Source organism: Micromonospora wenchangensis, assembly GCF_002210435.1.
In the GTDB taxonomy this organism is placed as follows: Bacteria; Actinomycetota; Actinomycetes; order Mycobacteriales; family Micromonosporaceae; genus Micromonospora; species Micromonospora wenchangensis.
Genome location: NZ_MZMV01000065.1, coordinates 1 through 23,570 on the forward strand (window position 1 = coordinate 1; position 23,570 = coordinate 23,570).

Here is a 23,570-nt window from a genome sequence, read left to right on the forward strand (position 1 = left end):
CCCGGCGGGCGTCCACCCGGGACCGCCGGGCGGTCGCCCGTCCGGACCCGGTCCGCCCAGGGTGGTCGGGCGGGGAAGCGGGACCGTCGTGCGGCACCGGGGCGGACGGTACGCGGTGATCTACGATCCTGGATGGCGTCGACGAGGTGCCCGATCGTGGAGAGGCCGACGGATGAAGCTGATGCGGGTGGGCCCGGCCGGCGCGGAGCGGCCGGTGCTGTACGCCGACGGTCGGCACCACGACCTGTCCGCGCTCACCCCCGACATCGACGGCGCGTTCTTCGCCTCCGGTGGCCCCGACCGGGTCCGGGCGGCCCGCGACCTGCCGGAGCTGGACGTCACCGGGCTGCGGGTCGGCCCCCCGGTGGCCCGCCCCGGCGTGGTGCTCTGCGTCGGGCAGAACTACGCCGCGCACGCCGCCGAGTCAGGTGCCGCCCCGCCCGAGACCCCGATCGTCTTCTACAAGGCGCCCAACACCGTGGTCGGCCCGTACGACGACGTGCTGGTGCCCCGGGGCGCCACCGCGACCGACTGGGAGGTGGAGCTGGCCGTGGTCATCGGCCGGCGGGCCCGCTACCTGGAGTCGCCCGCGCAGAGCCTGGCCCACGTCGCCGGCTACCTGGTCGCCAACGACGTGTCCGAACGCGACTTCCAACTGCGCGACTCCGGTGGCCAGTGGTCCAAGGGGAAGTCCTGCGAGACGTTCCAGCCGCTCGGCCCGTGGCTGGTCACCCCGGACGAGATCCCCGACGTGCAGGACCTCGGGCTGCGTTCCTGGGTCAACGGCGAGCCCCGGCAGGACTCCCGCACCGCAGACATGATCTTCGACGTGGCGTACCTGATCTGGCACCTGTCGCAGTACACGGTCCTCGACCCGGGCGACGTGATCAACACCGGCACGCCCGAGGGGGTGGCCCTGTCCGGCCGGTTCCCCTACCTGCGCCCCGGTGACGTGGTGGAGGTCGAGGTCGACGGTCTGGGCCGGCAGCGGGTCACCATGGCGGCGGCCTGACCGGCGGGGGCGAACAGCCGGGTCGGCAATGGGCCGGCGGGGGCCGGGGGCCGCAGCCCCGGGTCAGCGGACCAGCCGCAGGCCGGACATGCCGCCGTCGACGGCCAGCGCGGTGCCGGTGGTCGCCCCGGAGACCGGGGACGCCAGGAACGCCACCGCCTGGGCGACCTCGTCGGCGGTGACCAGCCGGCCGGTGGGCTGCCGGGCGGCCAGCCGGCGCTTCTCCGTGGCCGGGTCCTGCGCTCCGGCGAGCAGCCGGGCCACCCACGGGGTGTCCACCGTTCCCGGCGCCACCGTGCACACCCGGATGCCGTCGCCCACCAGGTCGGCGGCCATCGCCAGGCTGAGCGCGTGCACCGCGCCCTTGGTGGCCGAGTAGACGGCCCGGTCGACCAGGCCCGCCGTCGCGGCGATCGAGGTGATGCTGACGATGGCGGCGCTGGTGGAGCGGCGCAGGTGCGGCAGGGCCGCCCGGCAGGCGCGGGCCACCCCGACGACGTTGACGTCCAGACACCTGTGCCACTCGGCGTCGTCGGCGGCCTCCACCGCACCCACCGCGCTGACCGCCGCGCAGTTCACCAGCACGTCGAGACCGCCCAGGGTCGCCGCGACCCGGTCCATGGTCTGCTCCAGCGGGGCGGTGACGTCGGCGGTGAGCCGCAGGTGCGCCCCGCCGGCACCGGGCTCGCGGTCGAGCACGGCGACCCGCGCCCCGCGTACGGCCAGCAGGTCGGCGACCGCCGCGCCGATGCCCGAGCCACCCCCGGTCACGGCGGCCACCAGGCCCTGGAAATCCGTCATCTCGGCACCTCGTCGACGGGCGGTGGAGGCCGGGGGACGCCCACCCGCGCCCGACGCCCACCGGGCCGGCACGCCGCGACGGCCGACGGGCCGCCGGCCCGCCCCGCCGGTGCGCAGGATGTCGCACCCCGCGCCGACTGCATAGATCATATAGAATCCGTCAATCACGTCCCGGCCGTGCGAGTGGGCTGCCAGGGGGCGTGGCGAGGGGGGCGTGGCGAGGGAGCAGGGCGAGGGGGCACGGTGCGTATCGCGTTGTTCGTCACCTGCCTCAACGACGCGTTCTTCCCCCGGGTCGGCATCGCCACCGTGACCCTGCTGGAGCGGCTCGGCCACACCGTCACCTTCCCCGCCGGGCAGAGCTGCTGCGGCCAGCTGCACGCCAACACCGGCCACCGGGCCCCGGCCCGGGACCTGGAACGACACACCGAGGCGGCGTTCGCCGGCCACGACGTCGTCGTCTCGCCGTCCGGCTCCTGCGTGGCCCACCTGCGGGCGCACACCCGGCTGCCGGTGCACGAGCTGTCCGAGCTGCTGGTGGACGTGCTCCGCGTGACCGACGTGGGGGCCCGGTTCCCGTACCGGGTCACCTACCACCCGACCTGCCACGGGCTGCGGATGCTGCGGTTGGGCGACCGGCCGCTGCGGCTGCTCGCCGCCGTGCGTGACCTGGAACTGCTGCCGCTGCCCGAGCCGGAGCAGTGCTGCGGCTTCGGCGGCACCTTCGCGCTGAAGAACGCCGCCGTCTCCGGGGCGATGCTCGCCGACAAGTGCGCGCACGCGGTCGCCACCGGCGCCGACTACCTGGCCGCCGCCGACAGCTCGTGCCTGGCCCACATCGGCGGTGGCCTGGCCCGCCGACCCGACGCCCCGCGACCCGTCCACTACGCCGAGATCCTCGCCGCCACCGGCCCCGGGGCGACCGGATGACGCCCCCGCCCGGCCGGCACCTGCCCATCGTGGCGGCCACCCCGTTCCCCCGGGCGGCGGCCGGCGCGCTGCGCGACACCCAGCTCCGGGCCACCCTGGGCCGGGCCACCCGCACCATCCGGGACAAGCGGGCCGCCGTGGTGGCCGAGGTGCCCGACTGGGAACGGCTGCGCGAGCGGGCCGCCCGGGTCAAGGAAGACGTCATCGACCGGCTGCCCGAGCTGGTGGACCAGTTCGCGCGGGCGGCCACCGCCGCCGGGGCGAGCGTGCACCACGCCGCGGACGCCGCCGCCGCCAACGCGCTGGTCACCGAGCTGGTCCGGGCGCGGGGCGTCGACCGGGTGGTGAAGGTCAAGTCGATGGCGACCCAGGAGATCGGCCTCAACGAGGCGCTCGCCGCGGCGGGTGTCACGGCGGTGGAGACCGACCTGGCCGAACTGATCGTGCAGCTCGCCGACGACACCCCGTCGCACATCCTGGTGCCGGCGATCCACTACCACCGGGGGCAGATCCGCGAGCTGTTCGCCCGCCGGATGCCCGGCTTCAGCGCCGACTCGGACGACCCGGCGGTGCTGGCCGGCGCCGCCCGGGAGTACCTGCGGCGGACGTTCCTGTCGGCCCGGGTCGCCGTCTGCGGGGCCAACTTCGCGGTGGCGGAGACCGGCTCCCTGGTGGTCGTCGAGTCCGAGGGCAACGGGCGGATGTGCCTGACCCTGCCGGACACCCTGATCGCCGTGGTCGGGGTCGAGAAGCTGCTGCCCCGGTTCACCGACCTCGGTGACTTCCTGCGGTTGCTGCCGCGCTCGTCGACCGGCGAACGGATGAACCCGTACACCTCGATCGTCACCGGGGTGACCCCAGGCGACGGGCCGCGCCGGCTGCACGTCGTGCTGCTGGACAACGGTCGCCGCCGGATCGCGGCGGACCCGGTGGGGCGGGCGGCGTTACGCTGCATCCGCTGCTCGGCCTGCCTGAACGTGTGCCCGGTGTACGAGCGGGTCGGCGGCCACGCCTACGGCTCGGTCTATCCCGGACCGATCGGCGCGATCCTGTCGCCCCAGCTCACCGGGCAGGACGCCGGCCACAACGCGACCCTGCCGTACGCCTCGACGCTCTGCGGAGCCTGCTACGACGTCTGCCCCGTCAAGATCGACATTCCGGCGATCCTGGTGCACCTGCGTCAGACGGGGCCGAAGCCGGCAGCCGAACGCGCGGCGATGGCGTGGCTCGCCTGGACGATGCGCGACCGCCGGCGGTGGCGGGCGGCGCTGCGCACGGCCCGCTCCGGCGGCCGGCCGCTGCGGGTGCTGACCCGGCGGCACGGCGGGCGGCTGCGCCGGGCACCGTGGCCGCTGTCGGCCTGGACGGCGCACCGCGACGCCCCGCTGCCGGCCGGGGAGTCCTTCCGCGACTGGTGGCGTCGGACCCATGACCGCTGAGCTGAGCGCGCTCTTCGCCGCCCGCGCCGGTGACTACCGCGCCGGGGTGCACCCCTGCACCCCGGCGGAGCTGCCCGACCTGCTCGCCACCCTGCTCGCCGGGGCCACCGCCGTGGTGCTGCCGGCCGGGACGCCGCCGCAGTGGACCGCCCGGCTGGGCCCGCCCACGCTGCCCGGTGACACGCTCACCGCCACCGAACTGGACGCGCCCGGCCTGGCCGTGCTCACCGGCTGCGCCCTCGCCGTCGCCGAGACCGGCACCCTGGTCCTCGACGGGGGCCCGGCGCAGGGCCGCCGGCTGCTCACCCTGGTCCCCGACCACCACGTCTGCGTGGTCCGGGCCGCGCAGATCGTGGCCGACGTGCCCGACCTGGTCCGCGCCCTGCCCGACCCGACCCGCCCCGTCACGATGATCTCCGGGCCCTCCGCGACCAGCGACATCGAGCTGAGCCGGGTGGAGGGCGTGCACGGCCCGCGCCGCCTCGACATCGTCTGCCTGCCACCGGCGTAGCCGGCCCACCCGTCGTTCCGGTCGGCGTGCGCGCCCCGGCTACCCTCGCCGCCGTGGACGCTGTGGAGATCGAAGCACCCGTGGTCGCCGTCACCGTGTATCCGGACCGGGCCCGGGTCACCCGCCGGGCGAGCATCCGGCTGGCCGCCGGTGAGCACCGGCTCCGGATCGCCCCGCTGCCGTTGCGGCTGCGCCGGGACTCGCTGCGAACCGGGGGCGGGGGCGCGGCCACCGTCCTCGGCGTGGAGGTGAGCACCTGGCGGCAGGCCCGCAGCACCGACGCCCAGGTCGACGCGCTCACCCGGCGGGCCCGGGAACTGGCCGACGAACTCGCCGAGATCGACGACGCCGCCGAGGTCGAAACGCAACGGCAACAGTTCCTCACCCGGCTGGCCAACCGGGCCGGCGGCACGTACGCCCGCACGTTGGCCGCCGGTGACGCCGCCCCGGCCGACGTGACGTCCTTCGCCGACGCGGTCGCCGCCCAGCTCACCGACTCCCACCGCCGCCGACGCGGGTTGGCCCGGCGACGCGCCGACCTGACGGAGGAACTGTCGGCCGTGCAGCGGCAGGTGGCCGACGCGGGCGGCAAACGGGCACCCGACCGGCTGGCCGCCGACGTGACGGTCGCCGTGGACGCCGAGGACACCACCGTGGACCTGGAGCTGACCTACCTGGTCGACGGGGCCCGCTGGCAGTCCTCGTACGACCTGCGGCTGGTCGGGGACGCCATGACGGTCACCTGGTCCGCCCTGGTCACCCAGGACACCGGCGAGGACTGGCCGGAGTGCGCGCTGCAGCTCTCCACCGCCCGCCCGGCGGCGGCCGCCGGCGTACCGGAGTTGTCGCCCTGGTACCTCGACCGGGTCCGGCCGGTGCCGGTGGCGCGGGCGGCGGCGAGCTTCGGTGCGCCGCCACCGCCCGCGCCCGGCGTGGCCCCGGCCGGCGGCGGTGGGGCGGCCCGTGCTGGTGAGCCGCGCCCGTTGGTGCGCGACAGCGTCGCCGAGGTCGAGCAGGGTGTCACCGCCGCGACCTACCGGCCGGCCCGCCCGGTGGCGGTGCCCGCCGACGGCAGCGCCTACCGGGCCGTCATCGCCGTGCTGGACCTGCCGGTCCGCCTCGACCACGTGACCGTGCCGCTGCGGGCCGCCGAGGCGCACCTGCGGGCGACGGTCCGCAACACCTCCACGCACACCCTGCTGCCCGGCCCGGCGGCGGTGTTCCACGACGCCGACTTCGTCGCCACCACCAAGCTGCCGACCTGGGCGCCCGGCGAGGAGACCGAGGTGGCGCTCGGGGTGGACGACCGGGTCCGGGTGGAACGCGAGCTGACCCGGCGCTCCGACACCCGGGCCGCGCTCGGCTCCACCCGGCGGCGGGACGTGGAGTACCGGATCAGCGTGGCCAACCACACCCCCCGGCCGGCGACGGTGGAGGTCCGCGACCAGCTACCGGTCTCCCGCGACGAGGCGGTGACCGTCCGGGAGGCCACCGTCGTCCCGCCGCCGGACGAGCGCACCGAGCTGGGCGAGCTGACCTGGCGGCTGCGGCTCGGGCCGGGGGAGGGCGGCGACATCACCCTCGGGTTCCGGGTCGAGCTCGGCAAGGGCGTCGAGCTGGCCGGCTGGCGGGAGTGACCGCCGTTCACCCGGCGGTGGTCACCGCCAGGCGGGCGACCGACGGGTGGGCGTCTCCCTCGGTGTCGTCGATCGCCACGGCCAACCCGCCGGTGGCCCCCGGCCCGGTGGGGGTGGACACCCGCAGGGCCGGGCCGCCGTCGACCCGGGCCACCGTCACGCCGTCGCGCACGGTGACCGTGACCCGGTGGGTGGCGGCCGGGTCCACGGCGGCCTCGGCGACCACCCGTCCGGCGCGCAGCACCGCCACCCGGCCGTGGGTCACCCGGACCGAGACGGTGGCGTCGCCGTTCACCCCGACCAGCAGGGTCACCGTGCCGCCGTCGGTGCGCAGACCGCGCACCGTGGCGTCGGCGGTGTAGCCGGTCCAGTCGGCGCTGGCGTACGCGAGCAGGGCGCCGTAGGCACGGCGTGGGCTGTCGGCGGGGAACCGGCCACCGGTCAGCGGGGACAGCTCGGTCATCGGCTCGCCGTGCTGGTCCCGCCAGTCCCAGGCGCGGGCGAACGGGTCGGCCACCACGGCGGGCAGGGCGGTGCGTTCGACGACCGCGCTGACCAGTTCGGCGGCGCTGGTCCGGGCGTACACCTCGGCCCGCTCGACCTGCCCGTCGGCCGCCGACCGGCGGCTGCTCGGTTGCGGGGCGAGCGACTTGTTGGTCAGCGCGGCGACGAACCGCGCGGCGATCAGGTCGCGGCTGAACGCGGCCGCCTCCGGGTCGGTCGTCGCGTCGCCGATCTCGGAGAACGGGTACGCGAACAACTGCGGGCGGGGCAGCCGGTGGGCGGTGAACGCGGCGAACATCGCGTCGAGGTCGGCGGTCAACCGCTGCCGGTAGGCGGCCAGGCTCTCCTGCGCGCCGGTGTCCGGCTCCCACCGCCTGTGGGTCAGCGGGGAGCCGAGCCGCCCCGGCGCGGTCTGCACCCGGGTGTGCAGGTCGTGCGTGTGCGCCTGGAAGTCCCACCGGCCGGAGCGGCTCATCCGGTCGATCTCCGCCCAGCTCAGGTAGTACGGCCGGTGGGTGCCCACCTGCCCGGTGATCAGGTAGGAGGCGGCCACCATCCGGTGCCGTTCCAGGATCGGGTCGGCGTACGACCACAGCCCCCGGGTGCCGTCGTCGAAGGTGAGATAGACCGACCGGGCGGGCACCTCGCCGCCGCGCAGGTAGTCGACGTACTGGGCCGAGGAGATCGTCCGGTAGCCGGCGGTGCGCAGCGCGGTGAGCTGGGCGTCGAACGCCTCCGGGGTGACCACGTAGTGCTCCCGGCCGGTCGGCTCGGTCGCCGCCGGGTCGTCGCCGTGCGGCCGGATGTCGTGGTACGCGACCACCACCGGCGCGGCCCGGTCCGGTAGCCGCCCGGCCGTCTCGGTGAAGCGGCGCAGGTCGGCCGGGTCGACCCGGGTGACCGGGGTGTCGTGCTGCCCGCTGACGTGGCGGCGCAGGTCGTCGAGGTACCAGGACACCCCGAACGGCGTCGCCACCACCAGCAGGGTGCCCAGCGACAGCAGCCCGCCGAGCGCGCGTGGCCAGAGCCGGCTCACCGGAGCACCCCGCCCCGGGTGAACACCACCGCGTAGAGCAGCACCAGCGCCCCCGCCCCGGCGAGGGTGAGCGCCACCCGGGCCAGCCGGGTCAGCAGCCGCCGCCCGGCGTTCACACCGTGCTCCGGGACCACACGCCGCGCCGGATTGTCCCCACCGACCAGGGCAGCAGCCAGGACAGCACGGTCGCGGAGAGCACGCTCATCAACGGCCGGTACGCCCAGCGCGGGTCGCCCGGGTTGTCCAGCCGGTAGGCCAGCCCCCACGCGGTGCCCTTGAGCAGCACCCCGCACAGGTAGAGCAGCGGCACCGCCCACCAGCCGCGCAACGGCGCCCACACCAGGTGGGAGAAGGCCATCGCCGGGGCCAGCGCCACCCACAGCGCGTGTCCGTAGTAGAGCGCGGCCGGGCCGGGCCCCCGCCGCCACATGAACGTGCCGGTGAAGAACAGGTTCCGCACGTAGCTCTTCTTCCAGCGGGTCTGCTGGCGCAGGAACGGCCGCAACCGGGCCGGCACGGTGGTCCACACCTTCGCCGAGCGGACGTAGCCGACCCGCCAGGCGCGCGGCGGATGGTCCTCGTCGCGGACGAACGGCGAGTCGGCGAAGCGCCGCTTGAGCCGGTCGCCGATCCAGCGCTGCCCCAGCACGTAGCCGGTGAGCTGCCGGTCGGTGGCGAACCGGAACTCGCCGCCGAGGAACCGGTCGGCCGCCCAGGCGGGCAGGTAGTTGAGCACCGCCTCCCGCCGGAACACCGCCAGCGGGCCGGAGACGCAGGTGACCGCCCCGAACGACGCCTCGGCCGCCTTGGAGACCCGGAACTGGCCCTCGTACCAGACGTCCTGCACCCGGCTGAGCAGCGACTCGTCGGGGTTGAGCGCGCGGGCGTGGCCGCTGACCGCGCCGAGGTCGCCTCGACGCAGCAGCGCCTCGACGCAACGTCCCACCGCGTCGGGGGCGAGCACGCAGTCGGAGTCGGTGAAGGCGAGCACCTCGCCGGTGGCGTGCCGGGCAGCGTGCACCAGGGCCCGCTTCTTGCCCACGTTGCGGGGCAGGTGCAGCACGGTGACCGGGAGTTCGGCGGCGAGCCGGTCGAGCACCTCGGCGGTGCCGTCGGTGGACCCGTCGTCGACCACGATCACCTGCAACGGGCGGTGCAAGCTGCCGGTCATCGACCTGACGCACGCCTCGATGCCGTCGGCCTCGTCCTTCACCGCCACCAGCAGGCTGACCGTCGGGGACGGCGGCAGCGGCGGGAACCCGGCGGCGTGCCGGTGCTGCGCCGGGGCCTCGGCGGGGTCGACGTAGCGGGCGTAGGCCAGGTAGAACACGGCGACGGTGGCGGTGAGCACGGCGAAGCCGTAGAACGCCAACAGCGGGGCGTACGGCAGCTTGGGCAACTGGCGGGCCAGCAGCACGATCAGCGGTAGCAGCGCGAACACGGTGAGCAGCCGGCGCAGGCCGCGCCGGACGGGGGCGGTCACCGGCATCTCAGACGACCTCCCGCCGGGGCAGCCCGGCCAGCCGGTAGGTGGCGTCGAGCACCATCGGCTGCCCGCGCAGCCACGCCTCGTCCAGGCCGGACTGGCGGGTGTGCACGACCACCAGGTCCCACTCCCGGGCGGCCGGGTCGGCGACCCGGTGCAGGGTCTGGCCGTCGGGGGTACGGACCCTGTCGACGAGGTCGTCGACGAAGCCGATCTCCGCGCCGGCCCGGACCAGCTCACCGATGATCTCCAGCGCCGGGGACTCCCGGACGTCGGCCACCCCGGGCTTGTAGGTGACCCCGGCGAGCAGCACCCGTGCGCCGAGCAGTGGGCGGCCGGCCCCGGCGAGCAGTTCCCGGATCCGGTCGACGACCCGCCGGGGGCGGGCGGCGATCCCCCGCATCGCGGTCTCGATCAGGGGTGCCTCGCGGCGCTGGCCACGGACCTGCCACAGCAGGTAGTGCGGGTCGCACGGGATGCAGTGCCCGCCCACCCCCGGGCCCGGCTGGAAGGCCATGAACCCGTACGGCTTGGTGTCCGCCCCGTCGATCACCTCGGTGACGTCCAGGTGCAGGTCCCGGCAGAGGTCGGCGAACTCGTTGGCCAGGGCGATGTTCACCGCCCGGAAGGTGTTCTCCAGCAGCTTGGTCATCTCGGCGGCCTCGGGGGAGCCGAGCCGGTGCACCAGCGGGGTGATCCGGGCCAGCGCGGCGGCGGCCCGCGCGGTGCACTCGCCGGTGGTGCCGCCGACCACCCGGGGGGTGAGTTCCTGGCGGTGCCTGTCGTTGCCGGGGTCGACCCGTTCCGGGGCGAACGCCACGAAGACCTCCTGCCCGACCCGCAGGCCCCGGGCGGCCAGCGGCGCGACCAGCAGCTCGCGGGTGGTGCCGACGTAGCTGGTGGAGGTGAGCACGATGGTCTGGCCGGGGCGGGCGTGGGCGACCACCGCCGCGCAGGCGGCCCGCAGCGCGGTGAGGTCGGGGGCGAGGTGCCGGTCCACCGGGGTGGGCACGCAGATCAGCACGGTGTCGGCGTCGGCGATCTCGGCGACCGCGGTGGTGAGGCGCAGCGCCGGGTCGGCGGCCCGCAGCGTCGCGCGGAGCCGCTCCCGGTCGTCGTCGAGCAGGTCGACCCGGTCGGCCCGGATGTCGTCGAGCCGGTCCGGGGAGATGTCCACCCCGGTCACCCGGGCGCCGCCGGCGACCAGGGCCAGGCTGGTCGGCAGGCCCACGTAGCCGAGGCCCACCACGGCGGTACGCGCCCCGGGGCCGCTGGCGGCGGCGACGGCCGGCTCCGGCGGGGCGACGGGGGAGGCGGGTGCGCTGGTCGGGACGTCGGCCCGGGCGGCGGGCAGGAGCTGCGACATGGTCGGTGGCCCTCACGGAAGGTGAACGGGGATGACCCCAGAGTGCCGATCCGGCCGCACCCTCGGCTGTCCGTCGAACAGCCGTCCGGGCGCAGAAAGGCTACGGTGCGTCACCGTCCGTTCGGTCAGTTTTCGGAGTCGTGGCAGCCCGGACGCGAGGTTGCCACCCCGATGTCCTGACTTGGAGTGGTCGCAGCCGCCCCAGCGGCCCCGCCGGTCACAGAGCTGTCGGCGGCGGGCCCGGAGTAAGAATCATCACTGGCGGTGAGCCGCCGACTGTGCTCCACCGCCCCACACCGGGCCGGGGTCGTACCCCGGGCGGGCGTCGCGTCCCCGGGGCGGCCCGCCGGTCGCCGGCGGACCCGGTCCGCGAAGCCTTGCCGGGCACGGGTGCGGCGCGGTGCTGCCGGACGGACGGCGGGCGTCGCCCGTCAGGCGGTTCCCGGTACACCCATCGATGGTCACCGACAGTGAGATGGTCGTGTCGCCGCCGGGCCGTCACCGGGTGGCGGGACGACCACCCGACTTTGTCGCCCGGGTGGGCTAGCCTCCGGTGTCTTCTTCCGTCGAGACGTGGGGTGTCCACATGGGATGGTCAGAGGTGTCGGGTGGCTACCAGGTCACTCTCCGCGACGGCGACGTCGTCGCCCGGAACGCCAAGGGGCGGGAACTGCGTTCCGTGCCGGCGTCCCTGCGCGACGATCCGACCGTGGTGGGGCTGCGGCAGCTCACCGAGTGGCTGACCCGGCACGAGACCCAGTGCCGCACCGACATCGAACGCTGGATGGTGCGGTCGCTGCCGGTGCCGGTCGCGGTCCTGACCGAGGTGTGGCCGGACGAGTCGTGGCGCGGCGCGCTCACCGACCTCGTCGTCGCGGTGCTCGACGACGACGGCCGGCGCGACCCCGACGGCGTGGGCCTGCTCCGCGAGGTGGGCGACGGCCAGGTCGGACTGGTCGACCTCGACGGCGACAGCGTCCGCCGCAGCGCCGACCGGGTCGTCATCCCCCACCCGGTCACCCTCGACGACCTCGACGACCTGCGGGAGTTCGCCGCCGAACTCCAGGTGCGACAGTCCGTCGACCAGCTGTTCCGGCAGACCTGGGTCCGGGGCGCGGAGGTCGACGCGACGGCGACCCGCTACGGCGGCTACGCCGGCGGCCGGTACGACCAGCTCCGTCACCTGACCGCCCGCGCGACGTCGCTCGGCTACCCGGTCCGCGGCGGCAACGCGGTCTGCCGGATCGTCGAGAACGGCGTCACCGTCGAGGCCCGCTCCTGGGTCGGCGCGGACGACCCGTACTACGAGACCGAGACCGGTGACCTCGTCTTCACCGACCGGCACGGCACCGCCCTGCCGCTGGGGGAGGTCGGCCCGGTGGCCTGGTCGGAGGGAACCCGGATGGCCGCCGCGCTGTACGCCGGCCGGGTCGTGGCAGCAGAGCAGGAGGAGGACCGGTGAGCATCGACGCGACGGACCTGTTGGAGGCGGGAGCGGTGCTGCCCGTCGGCACGGTGGTGGCCAAGGACGACACCACCGACACCCTGACCGCCCGCCGGTACACCCACCCCGTCCTCGCCGGACGGACCGTGGTCCGGCTGGTCAGCGACGCGCTGGGCGAGGCCGAGGACCTGTCCATGGAGTTCCTGGGCTTCGACCGGCCGCAGCGGGTGACCCCGGTCGGCGTGGTCCGCCAGCAGGCGCTCGGCTTCCCCGCCTGGGCGCTGGTCAACGACCCCGCCAACGGCCACCACGCGCTCGCCCTGGTCAAGGAGATCGAGCGGCTGGCCCGCACGGCACGGTCCCGGGTCGGCCCGGCCAAGGACGGCTTCAACGCCCTCGGCGAGCGGCTGGCCCGGTCGGTGCCGCACTTCCTGCCGACGTTCTACGAGGAGGCCGGCCGGGCGTTCCTCGCCGCCGACAGCGTCACCCACGCGGCGACCATGTTCGGCAAGGCCCGCGACGCCGAACGCGCCTACGCCCTGACCATCGACGAGGACCGCCAGCACGCCGTGTTCCTGGAGTTCGCGCTGGCCGGGGCGTTGACCGCGAAGGCGCTCTCCGGCCACGCCCGGGACCTGGCGGCCCGGCGTACGCCCGCCGACGCGTACGCGATGTTCCTGCGGCTGTGCGTGGAGCGCACCCTGGGCGGCCTGCCGCCGTACGCGGCGATGCACACCGACCTGCGTCGGCTGGCCCGCGCCGCCGGCCTCGACCCGGCCGCCGAGGACGAGCGGGTGCTCGGCGAGCTGCTGGCCGCGCCGGCCCTGCACCGGGCCCCCGAGGCGTTCTGGACCGCCTACCGGCAGCCGCTGGCCCGGCTCGCCACGGCCGACCCCGCGCTGCGCGGCCGGCTGCTCGGGCTCACCCCCCGCAACTGCGGCGACGACGTCTGGCTGGCGGTGCTGGAGGAGGCCGACGCCACCCGCGCGCTGACCGGGCCGGCAGGCGGTGTCCCCGCCGAGGCCGAGTCGCCCGACGGGCCCGCCGGCTGGCTGCGCCGCTTCGACGAGCACCGGGAACGCCGCTCGTGGCGGGTCCGCAAGCGGCACCCCGGGCTGCTGGCCCTGGTGGAGCGGATGGCGGGACGGCTCAAGGCCGACGGGGTGCCGGTCGCGCTCTGCCGCGACCACGACGCCGTGGACCTCGACCTGCTCGACACCTGCCTGGCGCTGGGGGTGCCCGTCGCGGACCCGGCCGGCGACGTCCGGCACCGGCTGGACAACTGGTTCTCCGACGACACCGGCGGCCGGCGTGACCTGGTCGCCGTCGCCGCCGACGCCCGGTTCCTGCCGGTGCTGGTCGAGGGCGTCGAACGGCGACTGCGCACCGGCCGGCGGGACCAGCACGACCCGACGCCCCGGGTACGGGAGATCGTCGCGGTGCCCGGCCTGCGGACCGCCCTGCGTAGCTGGCTGGACACCCTCGCCGACGCCGTCGGGCGACAGGGGTTGCCGACGCTCGACCAGCACCTCGACCGGGTCGGCACCGTCGCCTGCCCGACCGGCTTCGCCGTCAACCCCGACGCGGTACGCCGACTCGTCGACCACGACCTCGGCCCGGTCCTCGGCCGTACCCTGCGCTCCGGCCTGCTCGACGAGTACGGCTGGCCCGCCCTGGACGCCGCCGCCGAACGGCTCGCCGAGTCCACGGCGGACGTCCAGCTCACCGGCCAGTGGCCGAACCTGCTGCTGCTCACCGGCGACCTGGTGACGGTCATCGGGCCGGACGGGGTGGAGCAGGAACACCTGATGCGCATCCCGGCCGGGGAGAACCGCTACCGCTGGCGGCTGGTGCTGCGCCACGTCGACGGGCAACTGCTGGTCTGCTGGGACCGGGGCCGGGACCGGGCCGCCTACTGGAGCGGCACCCCGGACGACGTCTTCACCCTCGCCGACGACGCCTTCACCACCTACCCCCAGCTGTCGCTGCCGCTGCCCGGCGGCGGGCGCACCATGGGACGGCGTCCGCTGCGGGTCGGTGACCGGGCCGAGCGGACCGGCAGCCGGGTGATCAGCGACGGCGACACCTACTGGGTGCGCGCCGCCGACCACCCGCTGGGCTGGCGGGAGTACGACCCCGCGACGGGCGAGGCCGGCCGGTTCTCCCGGCCGACGTTCTTCGAGGACGGCACCGTCGACGGTCGACCCCTCGACGCCGGCACGTCCTGGCTGCGCCCCACCGAGTCCTCCGACAGCCCGCTGGGTCGCGCCGACGGGCTGGCCGGCTGGCGGGTCCGCCGCGCGGCGGACGGCGGCTGGTCCGGCGAGGCCGTGAACGGGTGGTCCTTCGCCCTGCCGGCGGGTGTCGCCGACGGCAGGCTCGCGGCGGCGGTGCGGTTCCCCGGCGCGGACACCACCTTCGGGCTGCTGCACGGGGGCCGGGGCGCCAACGGCGAGCTGCTGATCTGCGCCGAGGACGGCTTCCTGCTCGGGCGCTACCCGTCCGGCGGGGAGCGGTCCGCGTTCGCCGCCGGCAGCCGGCTGGTGCCACCGGCGGAGTACTGGCACTTCCTGCGGCCCCGCGACGAGGCCGGCTCGGCGGCGCTGCGCGGCGTCACCGACGCGCAGGCCGGCGCCCTGCTGGCCGAGGCGGCCGGGCTGGACGCCGCCCAGGTGCCTGCCCTGGTCGGCCGGCACCTGCCGCAGCTCACCGCGCCCGCCCTCGTCGCCGGGGTCGCCGGGCTCGTCACCCGCGCCGCCGAGCAGGTGGCGCGGCTGCGGACGCTGGCCGCCGTGCTCGACGGCGAGCAGGACAACGCCCTGCCGGCGCAGGAGGCCCCGGCCGGGTCGCCGGCGGTCGACCGGCTGCTCTCCGAGGGGCTCGCCGGGCTGATCCAGTACTGCTACGCCGCCGAGGACAGCTCGCTGCGGCTGATCGCCCGCGCGGGTGCCGCGCTCACCGGCCCCGACCCGACGGCTGACGCCCGGGGCCAGCTCGACGGTGACCTCGACTGGTTCGACCTGCTGGGGGTGCTGCCGGCCGCGATGTACCGGGCGGTGGCCCCGATCTGCCTGTCCGAGGTCCGCGAGGCGCTGCTGACGATGCTGGAGGTGTGCGCCCGCTCCGGGCTCCTCGCCCCGGGCAGCCGGCTGCGGCGGGCCACCCTGGTCGCCGACGCCCACCAGCCGGTCGACCAGGCCCGGGGGCAGGTGCTGACCGTGGGCGACCGGCGGCTGCTGGTGCTCGCCGTCGACACCGACGACCGGGAGGTCGACGTGCTCGACTGGACGCCGACCGGACGGTTCTCGGCGGTGCCCGGCTTCCGGATCACCGAGGAGGAGATCCTGCCGACCGGTGACGTCACGCCGCAGCGGATCGACGAGTTCGTCCGGCTCGCCCGGACCAACGAGCCGCTGGAGTGGCAGCCCGAGTGGGCCCGCACCCTGTCCGAGGCGGCGGGCATGAGCCACGCCGAGGCGGTGCTGCTGCTGGCGGGCCTGCCCCGGCTCGTATGGGAGCGGGCCCCCGCCGAACTGCTGACCCTGCTGGAACTGCCCGACCCGGCGGCCCCCGCCGCGGCGGCCCGGTTCTGGGGCACCGGCGGTCGCGGCCGGCAGGCCTTCGCCAACCTGCTCGGGCGACTGATCCCCGAGGACCCGGCGCGGCTGTGGGTCGACGGGCCCCGGCAGGACCTGATCGTCGAGGAGTGGGTGCGGCGGCACGGGCCACGGCGACCCGTGCCCGACGAGCTGATCGTCGGGGTGGACCGGGCCGAGGTGACCAGCCCGCTGCCGGCCTCGACGGTGCTCCACTGGGTCGCCAACGCGGCCACCGGCCGGTGGCTGGCCGGGCCCGACACCGGCATCGACGACGATGACGCGCTGATCGCGCTGACCAGGACGCTGCCGTGGCTGGCGTACCACCTGGCCGTCGACGACCCGATCCGGGCGGCGCTGCCGGTCGCCGCCGACCTGGCCCGGCAGCGGCTGGCGGACCCCGACTTCACCCTCTTCATCGGGCACGTCGACGACGCCAGGCTGTCGGCGTTCACCGCCGCGTTCGGCCTGCCGGTGACGACCGGCCCGGCCGGCACCGAGGTCGGCCCGGTGCTGATCCCACCGACCGACCGCTGGCACCGGGTCCGGCTGTACCCGTCCCGGCTGTCCGGAATGGACGATCCGGCGCTGGCCGTGCTGCGGGCCCGCCTCGACCACGTCAACGAGCAACTGCTCGCCGCCCTGCGGGCGCTGCTCGGCGGGCAGCTCACCGAGGTGGTGTCGCACGTCGTCCCCGCGATGGACGACGGCTTCGCGCAGGACCCGACCCGCTCCGCCGCCGACCTGGTCACCACGGTCGCCACCACGCTCGGGCTGGGCGTCGACGCCGCGGCGCTGTACCTGCAACTGCTCGCCCTGCCCGACCCGACCGACCGCAACGTGGCCCGGTGGACCGGCTGGAAGCCGGCCCGGCTCAAGGCCGCCCGCGCCGAGCTGGCCGCGACCGGGCACGTGGTGGCGGCGAAGCGGCCCCGGGCCGGGCGGTCGCTGTTCCTGCCCGGCGGCTGGTTGGCGCTCAAGGCGCCGCTGCTGCCGCTGGAACGGTGGAAGCTCCCGCTGCTGATCGGGGGCGAGGGCGGGGTGACCGCCCTGGGCATCGTCTCCCCGGTGGCCCCCCCGCCCCGGCTGTTCGCGCTCGCCTGGGCCCGGCTGTGCGACGGCGACGCACCCCGCTTCGACGATCTCGTTACGGAAAGGCGCCGATGACCACCACGACCACCCCGCCGGCCCGGCAGGTCCAGCCCGCCGAGCACGCCCACGCCGCCGAACTGGCGTTCCTCGCCGCGTACGACGACGGACCCCGGCCGCCGGGCTGGCGGTTGACCCCGCGCGCGGTCGTCACGTTCATCGTCGGCAGCGGCGGCGTCGCGCTGGAGCTGCCCCGGCAGGCCCGCCGCGACGACCTGCCCCGCACGCTGACCGTGACGGCGAAGTTCGTCGGGGAACGGGCGCTCGTCGAACGCTGCGTCGTCACCCTCGCCGGGGAGCGGGGCCTGCTGCTCGTCGGCGAACCGGGCACCGCGAAGTCGATGCTGTCGGAGCTGCTGTCCGCCGCGATCTGCGGCAGCAGCGAACTGGTCGTGCAGGGCACCGCCGGCACCACGGAGGACCAGCTCCGCTACGGCTGGAACTACGCGCTGCTGCTCGCGCACGGGCCGAGCGCCGCCGCGCTGGTGCCCTCGCCGATCCTGTCCGCGATGCGCACCGGCGCGGTGGCCCGGGTGGAGGAGATCACCCGCTGCCTGCCGGAGGTCCAGGACGCCCTGGTGTCCATCCTGTCCGACCGGCGGATCGCGGTGCCGGAGTTGTCCGGCACCGCCGACGCCACCGTCCCCGCCGCACCCGGGTTCACCCTGATCGCGACGGCCAACCTGCGCGACCGGGGGGTGTCGGAGATGTCGGCGGCGCTCAAGCGCCGGTTCAACTTCGAGACCGTCGGCCCGATCGGCGACCTGGCCCAGGAGATCGCCCTGGTGCAGCGGCAGGCCCGCGCCACGCTGGAGCGGGTGCACGCCCCGTTCGCCGTCGACGACGCCGTGCTGGAGGCGCTGGTCACCGCGTTCCGTGACCTGCGGGCCGGGCAGTCGGTCGAGGGCTGGGAGGTGGAGCGGCCGTCCACCGTGATGAGCACCGCCGAGGCGGTGGCGGTCGCGTCGTCGCTGGCGCTGGCGGCGGCCTACTTCCCCGGCGACCGGGACGTGGTGTCGCTGCTGCCCGGCCACCTGCTCGGCGTGGTCCGCAAGGACGACCCGGCCGACGGGGCCAAGCTGCTCGGCTACTGGGACGGCGCGGTCCGGCGGCGGGCCGAGGACGGCGCACGACTGTGGCGGCGGCTGTGGGAACTGCGCGATGTCCTCACCGACTGACCCCACCGTGCCCGCCGGGGGGCCGGCGGCGGTCGACCCCACGGTCGCGGTCGCCGCGCTGGCCGGGCACCGCCGGCCGTACCTGATCGGGGTACGGCACCACTCGCCCGCGCTGGCGGTGGCCCTGCCCCGGCTGCTGGCCGGATACCGGCCGGAGGTGCTGCTCCTGGAACTCCCGCCGGAGCTGGGGCGGTGGCTGCCGTGGCTCGCCGACCCGGCCACCACCGCCCCGGTGGCGCTGGCCGGGGTCCTCGGCGACGGCGGCGGGCCGGCGTTCTACCCGTTCGCCGACTTCTCCCCGGAGCTGGTCGCGGTGCGCTGGGCGGCCCGCAACGGGGTTCCGGTCGTACCGTGTGACCTGCCGCTGGCCGACCCGGCCTGGCGGCAGCGGGAGCCGGGTGCCGCCCCGCCGCCGGGCCTGTCGTTCGCCGACGCGCTGCGTGCCGCCGGCAGCGGGCGGGCCGACGAGGACCTGTGGGACCGCACGGTCGAGGCCCGCGCCCCGGGCGCCGACCCGGAGGCGGTACGCCGCGCGGCGCTCGCGGTCGGTTGGGCGCTGCGCGCCGACGCCGAACGCGGGCCCGGGGTGTCCCCCCTCGACCTGCGCCGCGAGGCCCGGATGCGGCACTGCCTGGCCGAGGCGGGGCAGCGGCGGGTCGCCGCCCTGGTCGGCGCGTTCCACGCCCCGGCGCTGCTGGTCAGTGAGGAGGCCCCAGCGCTGCTGACCGGGCGGGAGGACCCGCCCCCGGCCGACCCGGCCGGCACGCCGACGGTGGTGACCTCGCTGGTGCCGTACACGTTCGGGCTGCTGGACGCCCGGTCGGGCTATCCCGCCGGCATCCGCGACCCGCAGTGGCAGCAGTCGGTGCTCACCGCCGACGGCGACCCGGTCGCGGTCGAGTCGGCGACGACGGACGCCGTGGTGGCGGTCTGCGCGGCGATCCGCCGGGCCGGTCACCCGGCCGGCCCGGGGGAGGCCCGGGAGACCGTCCGGCTCGCGCTCGACCTGGCCCGGCTGCGCGGCCTGCCCGCGCCGGGCCGGGGCGAACTGGTCGAGGCGATCCAGAGCGTGCTGGCCCACGGCGAGGTGCTCGGCCGGGGCCGGGCGGTGGCGCACGCGATGGAACACGTGCTCGTCGGGGACCGGCGCGGCGTGCTGGCCCCCGGCACTCCCCGCTCCGGGCTGGCCCCGGCGGTCCGTGAGCTGCTGGCCGGGCTGCGGCTGCCCGGTGCCGGCGATCCGGCCCGGGAGCTGCGGCTGGACCCGCTGCGTTCCGCCCTGGACCGGCGGCGGGAGGTGACGCTGCACCGGCTCCTGGTCTGTGACGTCGCGTACGCCGAACAGGTCGGCGGCGCGGGCGTCGGCGGGGTGGACGCGGTCACCACCAGGTGGCGGGTGCAGTGGTCGCCCCGGACCGAGGCGACGATCGAGGTGGCCGGGCTGCGCGGGGTGACCCTCGGGCAGGCCGCCGAGGGCGCGCTGGTGGAGCGGCGACGGCGGGAACGCGCCGAGGACGGCCCGACCGTCGCCGCCGTGATCACCGGCCTGGCGGACGCCGCCCGGTGCGACCTGACCGGGCTGGCCGCCCGCCGGCTCGCCGAGGTGGCGGTCACCGTGCCGGCCGAGGGCACCCTCGGCGAGCTGGTCACCGCGTTGGCGCTGCTCGACCGGCTGCGGCTGGGCCACCTGCCGGGCGGTGCCGACCTGCCGCCGGACGAGCTGGCCCGGGTCGCCGAGGCGCTGGAGAGCGCGGCGGTCCGCCAGGTCGACGGGCTGGCCGGTGCCGAGGACGTGGCCGACGCCGAGGCGCTGGCCACGCTCGCCCAGCGGGCCGACGCCGCCGGTGCGGGGCTGCGCCTGGCCGACTGCCTGGCCCGGCTCGCCGCCCGGGGCACCCCGCTGATGGCGGCCGCCGCCGGGGCGGTCCGGGTGCTGCTGGGCCTGCGGGAACCCGCCGCCTTCGGCCGGCTCGTCGCGTCCTGGGTGGACACGGCGTCCACGCCCGCCGGGCGGCAGCAGCTCCAGGGCCACCTGACCGGGCTGCTGGTCGTCGCCGAACCGCTGCTGCGGGCCAACGGCGAGGTGTTCGACGGGCTCCTGGAGCGGGTCGAGACCCTGCCCGACGAGGAGTTCCTGACCCGGCTGCCGGCGCTGCGCGCCGGCTTCCACGTGGTCAGCCCGGCCGGCCGGGACCGGCTGCTGGAGGTGGTCCGGGGTCGGCTCGACGACGCCGGCCCGGACGCCGACGTCGCGGTGCTCGACGACCCGGACGCCCTGCTGGTCCGGCTACGGGCCGACGCGGCGGGCCGCCGGGCGCTCCTGGCGCAGGGCCTGCTCGCTGCCGGGCCGGCCGACCCGTCGCCGGAGACGCTGGCGGCTGCCGACGCGACCCGGCCGGCCATCCGGCGTGCCCCGGCCGGCGGGCTGTCGACAGTGGACCGGTGGCGGCTGGTGCTCGGGAGGGAGTCGACCCGGGTCGGGCCGCGCGCCCGTCGGTACGCCACCGCCCTCGACGAGCTGTACGGTGCCGGCCGGGGCGAGGGCGCGGCGGCCGAGGCGGCCGGTCGCGCCGGCCGGGAGGCGTCCTTCCCCGGCGTACGGGAGTGGGCGCAGGAACTGTCCGCCCTGTTCGGCCCCGGGGTACGCGAGGAGGTGCTGGCCCGCGCGGTGGAGGCTGGCCGGCTGGACGCGGCCACCGAGCTGGACCCGGCGGCCGTTCGTCCGTCGGTCGAGCTGCTCCGTGACGTGCTCACCCTCGCCGGTGGGCTGCCGGAGTCCACGGTGGCGCGGCTGCGCCCGCTGGTGGCCCGGATCGTGGCGGAGCTGACCCGGCAGTTGGCCGCCCGGCTGCGTCCGGCGCTGACCGGGTTGACCACCCCCCGGCCCACCTACCGGCCGGGCGGGCCGCTGGACCTGCCCCGGACGCTGCGGGCCAACCTGGCCACGGCCCGCCGTGACGGGCAGGGCGGGTTGCTGCTGGTGCCGGAGCGGCCGGTGTTCCGCACCCGGGCCCGCCGGGGGGTGGACTGGCGGCTGGTGCTCGTCGTCGACGTCTCCGGCTCGATGGAGGAGTCGGTGATCTGGTCGGCGCTCACCGCCGCCGTGCTGGCCGGCGTCCCGGCGCTCAGCACGCACTTCGTCGCCTTCTCCACCGAGGTGGTGGACCTGACCGAGCGGGTGGACGACCCGCTGGCGCTGCTGCTGGAGGTCAGCGTCGGCGGCGGTACGCACATCGCGGCCGGGCTGCGCTACGCCCGGTCCCTGGTCACCGTTCCGCAGCGGACGATGGTGGTGGTGATCAGCGACTTCGAGGAGGGGTACCCGATGGGTGGTCTGCTGGCCGAGACCCGGGCGTTGGTCGAGGCGGGCTGTCAGGTGCTGGGCTGCGCCAGCCTGGACGACGCCGGCCGGCCCCGGTACTCGGTGGCGGCGGCGGGCCAACTGGTCGCGGCGGGGATGCCGGTGGCCGCGTTGAGCCCGCTGGAGCTGGCCCGGTGGGTCGGGGAGCAGGTGCGGCGGTGACCGGCCTGCCGCCGGTGACCGCGCCGGTGCTCGCCGAGGCGCTGGACGCGCTGCCCGCCCGGCTGCGCCGCAAGGTCGACGACGCGGTCGTCCGGGCCGGCGGCTGGCCGGTCACCGGCACAGCCGACGGGGTGACGGTCCGGGTCGACGAGGCGACCACGGTGACCCTGGTGACGGTCGACGGGGTGGTGTGCCGGGCCGCCGACGCCCGGTGCAGTTGCCTGCTCGCGCCGAACTGCCTGCACCGGATGGCGGTGCTCGCCCTGGCCCCGGTGGACGACGGGGTACCGATGGACGGCGGGGTGCCGGTGGACGACGCGCCCCCGGTGGACGACGCGTCGCCGGCCGCCGGTCGGCCCGTCGCCCCGGCTGCTGTCGCCGACCCGCCCGTCGGGGTGGCCGGCGACGCGGTGGCGGACGCCGCCGGGTCGCCCCCCGCGCCCACCGGGCGGCAGCGGGCCGCCGCCGACGGGCTGTGGCGGGTGGGCGTGGCGGTGCTCGCGGCGGGGACCGTCGGCTGCGGGGTGGTGCTGCGGACCGCCCTGCTGCGGGCGGTGCACGAGGCCCGGGCCAACGGCCTGCACCGGGCGGCCGCGTCCGGCACCCGGGTCGCGGCGGGGCTGCGGGCCGCCCGGGAGGGCGAACCCCAGCACCGGCTGGCCGACCTGACCGACGACCTGCGGGAGTTGCTGGCCGTGTCCCGCCGGCTGCGCGGGGACGCGCCCGCCGGTGACCTGGGCGCGTTGCTGGGCACCGCCAGGCGGGCCTACGACCCGCAGGCCGGCCTGCGCCTGTACGGGCTGTGCACGGCCCCGGTGGTGGCCGATTCCGGGTACGCCGGGGTGGTCACCTACCTGGCCGACCGCGACTGTCGACTCTGGATGGTCGCCGATCTCGCCCCGGGGGACGTGGGCCGGGCCGCCGGTGCGGGCGACGCGACGGTGGCGGTGGGCGAGTCGGGGCTCAGCCACCGGCAGCTCACCCGGGCCGGGCTGGTGGTGTCCGGCGGCACCGCCTCGGAGTCGGGGCAGTTGGGTGCCGGCCGTGCGGTCCGGGCGGCGCGGGCCGCCGGGGTCGGCTGGGCCGACGAACCCCTCGCCGGGCTCTGGGCGCAGCCCCTGCCCGACCAGGTCCGGCGGGCCTTCGGCGCGGTGGCCCTGCCGCTGCCGGAGCGTCCCGCCGGTGCCGACCTGCTCTTCCTGACTGTCAGGGTGCTGGGCGGGCACGACCACACCGTCCTGGTCGGCACCGACGACGGGGCGGTCCTGACGCTGACCGTCGCCGACGAGCACACCGCCCTGCCGCACCGGGCCAACCTGCGCCTGCTCGGGCAGGCGGTGGGGGCGCGGCTGCGTCTGGTGGGCCGCCTCGATCCGACCCGCCGGGCGACCGTGCAGGCGCTCGCCGTGGGGCCGGTCGACGGCGACGGGCCGGGGCTCACCCTGCCGCAGAGCTGGGCGGGCCACGTCGACCTCGGCTACGACCGGCTGCACGCGAGCCAGCTCAGGGCGGGCGACGGCGCGGTGGTGGTGCCACCGCACGACCGCCTCCCGGATGCGGCCGTGCCGCGTCCCCGGCTCGGCGATCCCGCCCTGGGGCTGCTGCGCCGACAGGTGGAGCGGGTCGTCTCGGGTGGCCGGGCGATCCAGGCGTTGGCCGACCCGACGGAGCGGAGGCTGCGGCTGGCCCGCCTGGATCTCGGCGCGCACCTGCTCGCCGCGATGGGATCGGCGGCCCGGTCCCGGCCCCGGGACGCCTTCGGGCGGCTCACCGACGACGACGGGCAGGCGTTCGCCGAGTCGTGGCTGGCGGTGGCGGCCTACGAGGAGGCGGCGTCCCGGGCGTCGGCGGAGGCCTCCTGGCTGCCCTGACCCGTCCACACCCGGCCTGTCACACCCGGCCTGTCACACCTGGGCGGCGACCGGCGTCTACCTGTCGAGACCAGCCGACCAGGAGGC

14 protein-coding genes are annotated in these 23,570 nt (G+C 76.6%); 10 read left to right on the plus strand and 4 right to left on the minus strand.

The annotated features are described in order from the left end of the window. Positions 1-172 precede the first annotated feature (172 nt). Positions 173-1,012, plus strand: a complete 840-nt coding sequence (locus B5D80_RS27130; RefSeq protein ID WP_088646787.1) for a fumarylacetoacetate hydrolase family protein — start codon at positions 173-175, stop codon at positions 1,010-1,012. Between the two features lie 63 nt (positions 1,013-1,075). Here the strand turns inward: B5D80_RS27130 and B5D80_RS27135 are convergent, their stop codons facing one another. Beyond that, the gene (locus tag B5D80_RS27135) at positions 1,076-1,813 is read right to left on the minus strand and encodes an SDR family NAD(P)-dependent oxidoreductase (protein ID WP_088646788.1); all 738 of its coding nucleotides are present in this window, start codon (positions 1,811-1,813) and stop codon (positions 1,076-1,078) included. A gap of 243 nt (positions 1,814-2,056) precedes the next feature. Between B5D80_RS27135 and B5D80_RS27140 the strand changes: the two genes are divergently transcribed. From B5D80_RS27140 to B5D80_RS27155, 4 genes are read left to right on the plus strand one after another with little or no spacing between them, the layout of a single operon-like run. Continuing rightward, positions 2,057-2,743 (plus strand): (Fe-S)-binding protein, encoded by a 687-nt coding sequence (locus B5D80_RS27140; RefSeq protein WP_088646789.1) that lies wholly within the window; start codon positions 2,057-2,059, stop codon positions 2,741-2,743. After that, a complete protein-coding gene (locus B5D80_RS27145) occupies positions 2,740-4,182 on the plus strand; it encodes a lactate utilization protein B (RefSeq protein WP_088646790.1) in 1,443 nt (480 codons plus the stop codon). The genes B5D80_RS27140 and B5D80_RS27145 overlap by 4 nt, the downstream gene beginning before the upstream one ends. Then, positions 4,172-4,693, plus strand: a complete 522-nt coding sequence (locus B5D80_RS27150) for a LutC/YkgG family protein (RefSeq protein ID WP_088646791.1) — start codon at positions 4,172-4,174, stop codon at positions 4,691-4,693. The genes B5D80_RS27145 and B5D80_RS27150 overlap by 11 nt, the downstream gene beginning before the upstream one ends. Before the next feature lie 53 nt (positions 4,694-4,746). Beyond that, complete coding sequence (locus B5D80_RS27155) at positions 4,747-6,330, plus strand: DUF4139 domain-containing protein (RefSeq protein WP_088646804.1); 1,584 nt, start codon at positions 4,747-4,749, stop codon at positions 6,328-6,330. A gap of 7 nt (positions 6,331-6,337) precedes the next feature. Here the strand turns inward: B5D80_RS27155 and B5D80_RS27160 are convergent, their stop codons facing one another. From B5D80_RS27160 to B5D80_RS27170, 3 genes are all read right to left on the minus strand, one after another. Then, a complete protein-coding gene (locus B5D80_RS27160) occupies positions 6,338-7,870 on the minus strand; it encodes a polysaccharide deacetylase family protein (RefSeq protein WP_088646792.1) in 1,533 nt (510 codons plus the stop codon). A gap of 112 nt (positions 7,871-7,982) precedes the next feature. Continuing rightward, the gene (locus tag B5D80_RS27165) at positions 7,983-9,359 is read right to left on the minus strand and encodes a glycosyltransferase family 2 protein (RefSeq protein ID WP_088646793.1); all 1,377 of its coding nucleotides are present in this window, start codon (positions 9,357-9,359) and stop codon (positions 7,983-7,985) included. Between the two features lies 1 nt (position 9,360). Next, complete coding sequence (locus tag B5D80_RS27170) at positions 9,361-10,722, minus strand: nucleotide sugar dehydrogenase (RefSeq protein WP_088646794.1); 1,362 nt, start codon at positions 10,720-10,722, stop codon at positions 9,361-9,363. A 586-nt stretch (positions 10,723-11,308) separates the two neighbouring features. Here B5D80_RS27170 and B5D80_RS27175 point away from each other — a divergent pair. The 5 genes from B5D80_RS27175 to B5D80_RS34925 are packed head-to-tail and all read left to right on the plus strand — an operon-like array spanning position 11,309 to position 23,483. Continuing rightward, positions 11,309-12,184: a DUF4132 domain-containing protein gene (locus B5D80_RS27175; protein WP_088646795.1), complete on the plus strand. Its 876-nt coding sequence runs from the start codon at positions 11,309-11,311 to the stop codon at positions 12,182-12,184. Then, positions 12,181-16,929, plus strand: a complete 4,749-nt coding sequence (locus B5D80_RS27180) for a hypothetical protein (RefSeq protein WP_088646796.1) — start codon at positions 12,181-12,183, stop codon at positions 16,927-16,929. The genes B5D80_RS27175 and B5D80_RS27180 overlap by 4 nt, the downstream gene beginning before the upstream one ends. Beyond that, positions 16,926-18,089, plus strand: a complete 1,164-nt coding sequence (locus B5D80_RS27185; RefSeq protein ID WP_088646797.1) for an ATP-binding protein — start codon at positions 16,926-16,928, stop codon at positions 18,087-18,089. Before B5D80_RS27180 ends, B5D80_RS27185 begins: the two co-directional genes overlap by 4 nt. After that, positions 18,073-21,612: a vWA domain-containing protein gene (locus B5D80_RS27190; protein ID WP_088646798.1), complete on the plus strand. Its 3,540-nt coding sequence runs from the start codon at positions 18,073-18,075 to the stop codon at positions 21,610-21,612. The genes B5D80_RS27185 and B5D80_RS27190 overlap by 17 nt, the downstream gene beginning before the upstream one ends. Continuing rightward, positions 21,609-23,483, plus strand: a complete 1,875-nt coding sequence (locus tag B5D80_RS34925) for an SWIM zinc finger family protein (RefSeq protein ID WP_088646799.1) — start codon at positions 21,609-21,611, stop codon at positions 23,481-23,483. The genes B5D80_RS27190 and B5D80_RS34925 overlap by 4 nt, the downstream gene beginning before the upstream one ends. Positions 23,484-23,570 lie beyond the last annotated feature (87 nt).